The sequence below is a fragment of the Pseudoflavonifractor sp. An85 genome (assembly GCF_002161235.1).
Classification (GTDB): Bacteria; Bacillota; Clostridia; order Oscillospirales; family Oscillospiraceae; genus Enterenecus.
Genome location: NZ_NFHE01000030.1, coordinates 17,173 through 27,738, shown reverse-complemented (window position 1 = coordinate 27,738; position 10,566 = coordinate 17,173). Strand labels below are relative to the sequence as shown.

The 10,566-nt window shown below is 56.5% G+C and carries 10 protein-coding genes and 2 tRNA genes; 9 read left to right on the top strand and 3 right to left on the bottom strand.

Annotation, left to right across the window (positions count from 1 at the left end; genetic code table 11):
- Window positions 1–656: 656 nt before the first annotated feature.
- The 4 genes from B5G37_RS11785 to B5G37_RS11770 all read left to right on the top strand — a co-directional run bounded on the left by B5G37_RS11785 (window position 657) and on the right by B5G37_RS11770 (window position 3,940).
- A complete protein-coding gene (locus tag B5G37_RS11785) occupies window positions 657–1,154 on the top strand; it encodes a GNAT family protein (protein WP_087257779.1) in 498 nt (165 codons plus the stop codon).
- 32 nt (window positions 1,155–1,186) lie between these two features.
- Window positions 1,187–1,654, top strand: a complete 468-nt coding sequence (locus tag B5G37_RS11780; protein WP_087257776.1) for a GNAT family N-acetyltransferase — start codon at window positions 1,187–1,189, stop codon at window positions 1,652–1,654.
- Between the two features lie 171 nt (window positions 1,655–1,825).
- On the top strand, window positions 1,826–2,977 hold the full coding sequence (locus B5G37_RS11775; protein ID WP_087257772.1) for a site-specific integrase: 1,152 nt from the start codon (window positions 1,826–1,828) through the stop codon (window positions 2,975–2,977).
- Window positions 2,978–3,181: 204 nt separating this feature from the next.
- Window positions 3,182–3,940 carry a CPBP family intramembrane glutamic endopeptidase gene (locus B5G37_RS11770; protein WP_087233599.1) on the top strand — a complete coding sequence of 253 codons (759 nt, stop codon included), beginning with the start codon at window positions 3,182–3,184 and terminating at the stop codon, window positions 3,938–3,940.
- 309 nt (window positions 3,941–4,249) lie between these two features.
- Here the strand turns inward: B5G37_RS11770 and B5G37_RS11765 are convergent.
- Both B5G37_RS11765 and B5G37_RS11760 read right to left on the bottom strand, forming a co-directional pair.
- A tRNA-Met gene (locus B5G37_RS11765) sits at window positions 4,250–4,326 on the bottom strand.
- A gap of 11 nt (window positions 4,327–4,337) precedes the next feature.
- Window positions 4,338–4,424 (bottom strand) — tRNA-Leu (locus tag B5G37_RS11760).
- A 126-nt stretch (window positions 4,425–4,550) separates the two neighbouring features.
- Between B5G37_RS11760 and greA the strand changes: the two genes are divergently transcribed.
- From greA to B5G37_RS11735, 5 genes are all read left to right on the top strand, one after another.
- Window positions 4,551–5,054, top strand: a complete 504-nt coding sequence (gene greA / locus B5G37_RS11755; protein WP_087257769.1) for a transcription elongation factor GreA — start codon at window positions 4,551–4,553, stop codon at window positions 5,052–5,054.
- A gap of 117 nt (window positions 5,055–5,171) precedes the next feature.
- A complete protein-coding gene (locus B5G37_RS11750) occupies window positions 5,172–5,807 on the top strand; it encodes a Crp/Fnr family transcriptional regulator (RefSeq protein ID WP_158099411.1) in 636 nt (211 codons plus the stop codon).
- 20 nt (window positions 5,808–5,827) lie between these two features.
- The gene (locus B5G37_RS11745) at window positions 5,828–6,862 is read left to right on the top strand and encodes an ABC transporter substrate-binding protein (RefSeq protein WP_087257763.1); all 1,035 of its coding nucleotides are present in this window, start codon (window positions 5,828–5,830) and stop codon (window positions 6,860–6,862) included.
- On the top strand, window positions 6,837–7,607 hold the full coding sequence (locus B5G37_RS11740) for an ABC transporter permease subunit (protein WP_087257760.1): 771 nt from the start codon (window positions 6,837–6,839) through the stop codon (window positions 7,605–7,607). Before B5G37_RS11745 ends, B5G37_RS11740 begins: the two co-directional genes overlap by 26 nt.
- Window positions 7,604–8,161 (top strand): ATP-binding cassette domain-containing protein, encoded by a 558-nt coding sequence (locus tag B5G37_RS11735; RefSeq protein WP_087257757.1) that lies wholly within the window; start codon window positions 7,604–7,606, stop codon window positions 8,159–8,161. Before B5G37_RS11740 ends, B5G37_RS11735 begins: the two co-directional genes overlap by 4 nt.
- Window positions 8,162–8,199: 38 nt before the next feature.
- Here the strand turns inward: B5G37_RS11735 and B5G37_RS11730 are convergent, their stop codons facing one another.
- Window positions 8,200–10,551, bottom strand: a complete 2,352-nt coding sequence (locus B5G37_RS11730; protein ID WP_087257753.1) for a hypothetical protein — start codon at window positions 10,549–10,551, stop codon at window positions 8,200–8,202.
- Window positions 10,552–10,566 lie beyond the last annotated feature (15 nt).

The window sequence follows — 10,566 nt, the reverse complement described above, 5'->3', positions numbered from 1 at the left end:
CTTAGCATATATGGGAATGGGAGTATTCCACCGTCCTATACCTCATCCCTGTAACTTATCCACCGTATCAGTTCATTATAAAAATCTTAGATTTTTGTCTTGACAACTGAGCCACTATAGAATACCATATGAAGCGTGACCTTTCTGCAATGGAAAAACTGTTCGCTGGCTATATCAATGAGCGGCTGGAGCTATAGCTATCCATGCGTTTGCGGCCTTAAACGCTTTGTGAGCCGCTGTGTGGCCTCTTGGCGGATGGGGAGGGTAACTGCCCCAGCAAGGCCTCTCGCGGGGATTTTGGCCGATTTTCGGGGCAGAGGGCAGTCGACGAAAGAAAAGCAGGAGAAAGGAGAGGGGGCGTGACCGCCCCCTCTCCGCCCCACAAATGCCCGCAGTGCGGGCATTTTCATAGGGGTCAAATAGGGTGTTGTAAACGAGAAAATAGTGGCCGAAGGCTGGCGTGATTCCCCGTACCCTTAGAGCCGCAACAAATTTACAGGGGTTGTAGCTGTTTCGTGGCTCAGAATTTACGTCGCATAAACAAAGATAAAAGGCCCTTCCGCAGGGGACGGAGAGGAGAAGAATAAGGAGCCACTCTTGCTGAGGTTGTGGGGCTTTGGTAGAATAGAACGAAAGAAGTGTTTGGAGGGGATGAAATGCCCATTGAGGGAATCATACAACCTGATACTATAAATATCAGCAGTACGCTGCGGTTGAGAAAATTTTCAGATGACTGTGCGTTCGCATTGGATTGGTACCAAGACGAAGAGACTCTGTTGCTGGTAGATGGCAAAACCGACCCATACGATATGAAGCGGCTTTGCCAAATGTATCATTACTTACAGGGGCAGGGTGAACTGTACTGGATCGAGCACAAAGCGGAGGATAGTACTCACTTTGTTCCGGTTGGAGATGTCACATTTGGAAAAGAGGACATCCCCATCGTGATCGGAGACCCAACCTTGCAAGGAAAGGGCATTGGAAAACTGGTGATTCGGGCACTAATTGCCAGGGCCAAGACCCTGGAATTTGATGTTCTGCGTGTGGCTGAAATATATGACTACAATGTTGCTTCCCGGAAACTCTTTGAGGACTGTGGCTTCCGGGCCACAGAGGCCACGGAAAAGGGACATACTTATGTGCTTGCATTATAGTTCAAGGCGAGTTGACACGGAGGTATGAGAACATGCAGCAACTAATCTATCGAAATCTGACGGATGACGACAAGCATCAGATTTGTGCATGGAAGTACAAGGGTGAGTATGGAATCTACAATCTCCCCCCCTATGAGGAAATGAAAGCACAGCAAATTGGCTTCATGGATCCAAAGTCCGAGCAGAACTACCTTGCGTTTGCAGACGGGGACACATTGGTGGGTTTTGTCAACATCCTGGAGGAAGCTACGGAGGTGTTCATTGGGATTGGCGTCAACCCTGAACTCTGCAACCAGCACTATGGCCGTGAGATGCTGGCCTTGGCCTATGGTATTTCCAAGAGCCGCTATCCTGATAAGCCGTTGTACCTGGAAGTGCGTACATGGAACACCAGGGCGGTGAAGTGCTACCAGCGAGCGGGATTCCAGATTGATGGCGAACCGTATGAGCTGACAACCGGAATAGGAAATGGCACATTCTATCGCATGACGAGGGTGTAGCTCTTATGTGGTTATATACTGGACACGTTGATGAGAATGGGAGTGGTGAAGGAAAAGTTTACGCTACACCAAGCACGCCCCAAATGATAATTTTCTCTTAACTCTACCCGTGTCCCCTGGCTATTTCAGAATTCTGTGGTATGCTGTGTCGTTACAAAGGAGGCGACACACATGGCAAAGAAACGAGCTAATGGCGAAGGCAGCATCCGCAAGCGAAAAGATGGACGCTGGGAAGGCCGATATACGGCAGGGCATGACCCGGAGACGGGGAAAGCCATCTATAAAAATGTGCTGGGCAAGACCCAAGCAGAGGTCAAGGAGAAGCTGAAACAGGCTATCAGAGAAGCCCAGGCACTGGACATTACCAAGGCGGGCAAGTACACGGTGGGAGAGTGGATGGAGGTGTGGTTCCAGGACTACGCCAAGATCAAAGTCCGGCCCTCCTCCCACCAGACCTACCAGGGCTACATCCACAACCACATCCGTCCCAATATCGGAGATATTCCGCTGGAAAAACTCACTTCTCTGGATTTACAGAAGCTCTACAAGAAGCTGCTGACCCAAGGCAGGGTAGACCGGGTGGAGGCCAAGGGACAGCCCAAGGGCCTCAGTGCCAAGACGGTGCGGAACATCCACCAAATTCTATCCTCTGCCCTAAAGTTAGCCCAAGAGCAGTGGCTGATTCTCAGTAATCCGGCCGAGGGCTGCGCTCTGCCCCGAGTGGAACACCAGGAGATGAAAACCCTGACTACGGTGCAGCTGTCCTCCTTCTTCCGGGAGGCCAGGGAGAGCGGCGTGTTTGAGCTGTACTACCTGGAACTGGCCACAGGCCTGCGGCGGGGCGAACTGCTGGGGCTGAAATGGGAAGATATTGATTTGGAACGGGGTGACCTCCGGGTACGGCGGCAAGTCTCCCGCATTAATGGAGAAGTGGTGGAAGCGCCACTAAAAACCAAAAACGCCTACCGCACCCTGCCACTGGCAGAGGATACGGTAAGCGTTCTGAGAGAACAGAGAAGGAAAGTGGGTAATAGCCCATGGGTGTTCCCGTCCCCCAATGGCGGGCCTATCTCCCCGGACAGTGTGCTGCATATGCTCCATAGAGTGCTGAAACGGGCAGGACTGCCCAAGGTGCGGTTCCACGACTTGCGCCACACCTTCGCCACCCTGGCGCTGCAAAACGGGGTGGATGTGAAAAGCGTGTCCGGGATGCTGGGCCACTTCTCCGCAGGTTTCACCCTGGACACCTACGCCCACATCACCAGTGCCGCCCAGCGGCAGGCGGCGCAGACGATGGGGAGTGTTCTGGCGGGGACCATCTAGACTTGATTGTTGCTTGAAAACTTCTGCCTGGAGTTTTGTAAGGTTTCCAGAGTAATGGGGGCGTAGGGAGGGCCACTTCAAATTACAATCTCAAGACACTCTATGGGCTGTCTTACACAAAATTTAGGAGCATTGGTGACATGGATGGCTGGATGTGGTATGATAACAATAAGTAGTTTCATGTTGCGGAGGTGGATTGCGAAAATGCACAAAAATCGTTTGATGTATTTTCTAATAATTACATTTTCTATCACAGGTATAGCTTGGATTAGTCTTGCTGCTTTAACGAAATTGTGCATTATTTCGTTCACACATCCAATAGGTACCATTTTGCATATTATAGGCGGGTTTGGACCGACAATCGCAGCCTTACTTCTAATAGACGAGAAATTGACATTCGATTCTGTGAAAAAGTTTGTGTTTCATGGAAAAAAGAAATCGATGACCTGTTTTTGGATACTGTCTGTTATGGCAATAGTAACAATTGGAATTTCGTCGATGGAATTTAATTCGGTACTGCCGTGGTATCTGGTACCAGTCGTTTTTCTTCAAGCCGTATTTATATATGGAGGAGAAGAAGAATTGGGTTGGCGTGGTACAATGCAGCCTCTATTAGAGAAAAAGTATAATTTTCAAATAGCGACCGTAATTACAGGTGTGGTATGGGGCGTTTGGCATATTCCGCTTTGGTTTGTGGAAGGCTCATCTCAACAAAATATGGATTTTTTGTTATTTTTAATCCTTGCAGTAATATTAAGTTTTTGGCTGGCTGCGATTTATAAAAAGACACAATGTGTTTTCGCTTGTAATGTCTTTCACGGACTGATAAATACGCTTTTATCCGTGTTTGTTGTTAAGCTAAATCCAGTATTGGTGTTGGGGCTCATTGTTATGTTGGTCTATTCCATATACCTATGGTATGACGAAGATAAGAAAATGAAAATTTCGAATTTGTCCCAGTAAGGCCAATTTTTACATAGCAGTCCTGCACGGCTAGTCCAGGGCTGCTTTTACTTTGTGAGTAGCTGCCGGTGTTGTAGATTATGTTCTGGCGCATCCTCTCCGGGAAAATCCAGCTCTCACCGCTCCAAACTCCCGTATGGGTCAGCGTTTGGGTCAAGCCTCTCTGTTGGCACTTCGATGCCGACGAGAGAGTAAAAGCGCCATAAACCTAAACTACCGAAAAAGTCCTGGAATCCTGGTAAAGTTAGTGAATAGTGAAGAGTGAATAAGGAAAAAGGAAATCCCAGATGCTTTCGCATCTGGGATTTATGGTTGCGGGGGCAGGATTTGAACCTACGACCTCCGGGTTATGAGCCCGACGAGCTACCAAGCTGCTCTACCCCGCGATATAAACTTGTGGTGCCGGAGACCGGGATCGAACCGGCACGGGATTTCTCCCACGGGATTTTAAGTCCCGGGCGTCTGCCAATTCCGCCACTCCGGCCCGTGGGCAAGAATTATAATACCACGCCACAGGGGTGGTGTCAAGAGTTTCTTTTCAAAAAAGCAAAATGTTCTTGACGGCGGCTTGTTCCTGTGGGAAACTGAAGAGAAAAGGAGGCACACAGCCATGGGAAAGGAACTGACGGAAAAGGATATTGCTCTCATGCGAGAGGAGCTGCACCACCGGCGCTTTGTGCTGCGGCCCAAGCTCATTGAGGCGGTGAAAGAGGCTCGGGCGTTCGGCGACCTCAGCGAGAACTTCGAATACAAGGCCGCCAAGCAGGAGAAAAACCGTAACGACAGCCGATGCCGCTACCTGGAAAATGTGATCCGCACTGCTACCATCATTTCCGACCGTTCGGAGGAGGGGACGGTGGGACTGTACGACAAGGTGACCCTTTACGTGGAAGATGACGACGAGGAGATGGTCATCCAGATCGTCACCACCATGCGCCAGGATGCCCTCAAGGGGCTGGTGAGCAAGGAGTCTCCCGTGGGCCGGGCGGTGTTGGGCCGCCGGGTGGGGGACCGAGTGACGGTACAGGTCAATGACAATTACGGCTATGAGGTGGAAATCCGGGCCATTGAGCCGGGGGAAGATACCGGAGATGCGCCTCTGGTATCCTTTTAATTGGATTGTTCCAAGGGGAGATGGGAGATTTGTCCCATCTCCCCTTCTTTCGTCTTGACAAGGGACAGGTAGCAGGGTAGAATACTGTCTCGAATGAGACAGTATTGGAGGGGCGTCATGGAACATCTGGAAAGCCACCCGCTGTTTGCCGGGGTTGAGCCCGGGGTGTTGCAGGGGGTCCTGGAGCAGGCGGACCGTCTGGAGATTGCCAAAGGGGAGACCATATACCAGCCCAAGCGGTTCCGCCGCTGTCTGGGCGTGCTGTTACAGGGGCAGGTGCAGGTGCGCCGGGAGCAACTGCTGGTGTCGGTGCTGGAGCAGGGGGACGTGTTTGGGGCGGCGGCGCTGTTTCAAATGGCGCAGCAATACCCCACCACCCTCAAGGCGCTGACCCCGTGTACGGTGCTGCTTATCCCCCAGGATCAGGTGCGCAAGCTGCTCCATGAAAGTGGGGCCTTTGCGGAGAACTATGTGGTGTATCTCTCCGGACGCATCCATTTTCTCAGCCGTCGGCTGGATACCATGTGTGCCAGCAGCTCCCAGATCCGTCTGGCCCAGTATCTGCTCACCGCACAGGATGAGAAGGGGGACGTCACCCTCTCCGCCACCCAGCTGTGCCAACGCATTGCCGTGGGGCGGGCCACCCTCTACCGGGCCTTTGAGGCGTTGGAAGAGGAGGGGCTCATCACCCGGGACGGAAAGACCATCCACATCACGGATGTGCGCCGTCTGGGCACCTATGCAAACTTATGATTGGGAAAGGAAGATATGAAATGAAACAAAAGCGTGTTGCATCTTGGCTCATGGCTCTGGCTCTGTCTGTAGGCCTGATGGGCTGCTCTGCGGCCAATCCCCAGGCCTCTCCGGAGGCCACCACCCAGCCTACCCAGGAAGTGTTCCAGGGTGAGGACGTGCGTTTGGCCGTACTCTCCGGCCCCACCGGCATTGGTGCGGCCAAGCTGCTCACCGACAGTGACAGCGATGCCACCGTCAACCACTACACCTACACCGTGGCCACCGACAACAACGAGGTGGTGGCGGGGCTGACGGCTGCCGACGGGGAGTTTGACATTGCTATGGTGGCTTCTAACGTGGCCGCCAACCTGTACAACAAGACCGAGGGCGACATTCAGATTCTGGCTCTGGGTACCCAGGGCGTGCTTCACATTCTGGAGAGCAACGGAGGCACTGCCGTTCAGTCCATGGCAGATTTGAAGGGTAAGACCATCTACGCCACCGGCCAGGGCGCAAATCCTGAGTACATTCTGCGCCACCTGCTCACCGCCAACGGCCTGGACCCCGACAAGGACGTGGAGATCGTCTTTGCCGATCCCAACGAGATCAGCGCCAAACTGATTTCCGGTGAGATTGAGACTGCTATGCTCCCTGTACCCGCTGCCACCGCCGCCATTGCCAAGAGCCAGGGCAGCGTCCGGGATGCCATTGACCTGACCAGCGCTTGGAACGACCTGGACAACGGAAGCCAGCTCATCATGTCCGCTGTGGTGGCCCGCACCGACTTTATTGAGGAGCATCCCCAGGCGGTGCAGACCTTCCTGGAGGAGTATGAGGCTTCCGTGACCTACGTCAAGGACAACGCCGAGCAGGCCGGCCAGCTGGTGGCGGATTTGGGCATTGCTCCCTCTGCTGCCATCGCCCAGAAGGCCATTCCCCAGTGCAATCTGGTGTTTTTGTCCGGGGCTGACATGAAGCCCGCCATCAACGGCTACTACGAGGTGCTCTACTCCATTGACCCCACCGCTGTGGGCGGAGCCGTGCCCGATGACGGCATCTACTATGTGCCCTAACTGGTCCAAAAAACTGTTGCGTATCGCCATACCCCTGGCCGTCTGGCTGGGGGTATGGCAACTTGCGTCTTTTTGGGTGGGGCGGGAGCTGTTACTGCCCTCTCCCTACGCCGTGGCCCAGTGCCTGGGCCAGCTCAGCTGCACCCCGGAATTTTGGCTCTCCGCCGGATACACCCTGTTACGGGTGGTGTCCGGCCTGGTGGGCGGGGTGGTGTTGGGCACAGTTCTGGCCTTTCTCACCCGCTTTTGCATCTGGGCGGACTGGGTGTTTTCCCCCGCCATTCGGGTGTTGCGGGCCACGCCGGTGGTGTCCTTCATTTTGCTGGTGTATCTGTGGGTGAGCCGGGCCAACATTCCCGGCCTCATTGCGGGGATGATGGTGCTCCCGGTGGTGTGGGGCAGCCTGACGGCAGGGCTGAAAGCGGTGGATGGGCAGCTGTTGGAAATGGCCCGGGCCTACGGCTTCTCCAGCTTCAAAACCCTGCGCCTGATCTATCTGCCCTCTTTGCGTCCCCATTTCACCGGGGCGATTCTCAACGGCTTCGGCCTGGCCTGGAAGTCCGGGGTGGCCGCTGAGGTGCTCTGTCCCCCCAAGTGGGCCATCGGCTCCAGCATCCAGCAGGCCCGACAGGCTCTGGAGACCCCGGAGTTGTTTGCCTGGACGTTGGTAATTGTGGCCCTGTCCCTGGTACTGGAGGGGCTGTTGGGGCTGTGGCTGAAACCCAGAGGGGAGGGGAACGCATGATACAAGTGGATCATCTCACCGTGTCCTACGGGGATAAGGTGGCCTTGGACCATGTGTCTCTCACCATCCCCCTGGACGGGGTCACTGCCCTGGTAGGTCCCTCTGGGTGCGGAAAAACCACCCTGCTGAGGGTGCTGGGTGGCCTGCTTACCCCAGACCAGGGGCGGGTCACCGGCCTGGAGCCGGACAGCACCGCCTTTCTCTTTCAGGAGAACCGGCTGTTGCCCTGGCGCACCGTGTGGCAGCACCTTACCGATGTGGCCCCCCGCCACACCGCTACGCCTCCGGAAACCTGGTTGAAGCTGGTGGAGCTGGAGGGAGAGGAGAAGGCTTACCCCGCAGCCCTGTCCGGCGGCATGGCCCGGCGGCTGGCCTTGGCCCGGTGCCTGGCCTTGGAGCGGGGGGTGCTGCTGTTGGACGAGCCCTTCACCGGGGTGGACCCCCAGCGGGCCCAGCGTATGTTGCAGCGACTCAAGGAGTTGGGCAAACCAGTGATTTTGGTGGCCCATGAGCCCCATTTGGCCCAGAGTTGTGACCGGGTGATGGAATTATAAAAAACTGCCGCAGCAAAAGCTGCGGCAGTTTTTTGTGGTTAATATTGGTTGACCCATCCGGCAATGAGCAGCTCGGGAACCAGCCAGGCCAGCATAAAGACCAGGAAGTTCACTGGGCTGAGAGCCTCATAGGACCCGGAGTAGGTGAGGAAGAAGGTGAGGCAGACGCCCAGCGCGGCTCCGGCCAGGGAGAAGCCCAGGCTCAGGCGGGTGGCCCAGCGCAGGCGGCGGCAGCCCAACACGGTGTCGCAGAACACGCCCACACCCTCTCGGGACAGCACTGCTACCGGTTGGGTGGAGTGCTCCTGCATGGTGTCCGACAGCTCCCGGCGGCGGTCAGTGGAGGGGAACTCCATCTTGTCCACCGGCAGCTTGAACTTCTGATCCAGCAAAGCGGGGATCAGGTTGGGGTCACGGGTGGCCAAAATGGGGGTGACCTTCAGCCCAATGAGGGTGGACAGGCTGGGCCGCACCGCCGAGGGCAGAGAGTAGGACACGGGGAACATGGCCGCCAGCTGTCCGTCAATGGCGCAGAAGATGGCGTGCTTGACCTTCAAGCTCCGGGGCAGGGGGATGTCCACCAGGTGCATGAAGTCCGAGGTGCCTACGATGATGTCGTGGTTGTGGATGATACCGGTGATGCCACCTTCATGGAAGCGCACGCCGGAGGCCTCGCGGTAGAGAGCGCCGGTGGACTGCAACAGCTTGTAGAAGGGTTGGGTCAGGTCGCAGTCGGCCACCTTCAGCAAAGTGGCGGCGTAGGACACCACTTTTTCCTTGGGAACGTTGCCATAGAGCTCAAAGTGGGACACCTGCACGGTGCCAGGGGGGAACAGATCCCCGTCGGTGAGCACAATGCCGGCGTGGCGGCAGCGAGACACCCCGGCCCAACCGGCCATAGCAGCTCCTACCTTGTACAGGCGGGCGGCCAGCTTTTGATAGGGCAAGGCGTAGCAGAGCAGGGCAGAGTAGGAGGCAGCGGCGGTGAAGGAGGCGGAAGCGGCCCACAGGAAGCGCTCCGGGGCCTGTTGGGCCACCGAGGAGAGCAGAGCGAAGGCCAGACACACCACCAACAGCACCGGGGTGGCAATGGACCAGGCCTTTTGGGCCCCGTCCTCCATTTGCAGCTGGGAGCCAAAGCCCCGTGCAATCCCCGCCCACTTGCAGTAGGCCGGACGGTGATTCCACTTGTCCTCGTCCAGCGACACCACATAGGGGGCGCTGACTTGACTGGCGGCCTTGGCGGACAGTCGGTCTCCCTGTTGGCGCAGGCACCGACCCCACATGGCCATGCTCAGACCCAGGGCGGTGACGGCGCAACAGGGTATGGCGTCCCCTCGCTGGGGCCAGACGCCGAAGGTAAGGGCATCCAGCAGGGAAAACAACCAGGCCAGAGCTGCCAGGGTTTCTGCCCGGGGATGGAGCTGGAAGAGGCGGGTAAAGCCCACCACCAGAATTTCCATGCACAAAATGCCCACCATGGCCAGCAGAGCGGCCAGAATCCAGGCCTTGAGCTGGGGGATACTCATCCCCGGCAGGGAAAAGGGGATGGAAATGGGCAGGGGAACGGAGACTATAATGGCCAGCAGGCTCAACAGCCACCCGGCGGTGACCCGATGGCGTCGGGCCTTCAGCCCCTTTTGATAGCGGGCGGCCAACTCGGCTGGGGGCGTATCCGGGGGTGGAGGCTTTACCGGCTTGACCCGGGCGGGCTTGGGAGGTTTGGCCACCTTTTTCTTTTTTGGGGCCTTGGGTGGGGTCTCCTGGTCCACACCGGGCAGGTAAGTCTCCACCTTCACCGTCTCAGAGTCCGGCTCGGCCTGGTCATACATGTGGTCAGCGTAGTGGTCGGCCCGCCGCTGGAGGGTGGACAGACGGGCGCCCAGATGGCGCAGCAGGGTGGCCGGTTCAATCACCGGCATGGGGGCCTCGTCGCCGTCCTCCTCATTTGCTTGGTTTTGCTGGGGCTGAGGTTCCTTTTTGGCAAACTGTACCGGCTCAGGGCCGGGTGTGGGAGGCTGATCGGGGACCTTGGGCTGGGGCTGCTGGTCGGGGAAGGGAACCACTTTGGCTTTGGATGGTTCCTCCTCTTCTGCCTGGGGCTCCTGCTCTTGGGGGGCTTGCTCCGGGACAGTGTGGTCCTCTTCCACCTGCTCCGCCTCTTCCTCCTGAGGATGCGGGCGCACTTCCAGACGTTTTTTCAGCTCCTGGATGGCCTCCAGGTTTTTGGGGTCTTGGAGGGAGTTGGGGTTGGGGGCAGGTTCTTGCGGGGACTCTTCCACCGGCTCCTCCACGGGGGTGGAGTACGATCCAGCGGACCCTGAGCCAAATTCGGCCAAAATATCGTCCAACGAGTAGTTGGGTTGTTGGGGATCGTAGCGTTCAGACATGGAGATACTCCTTTT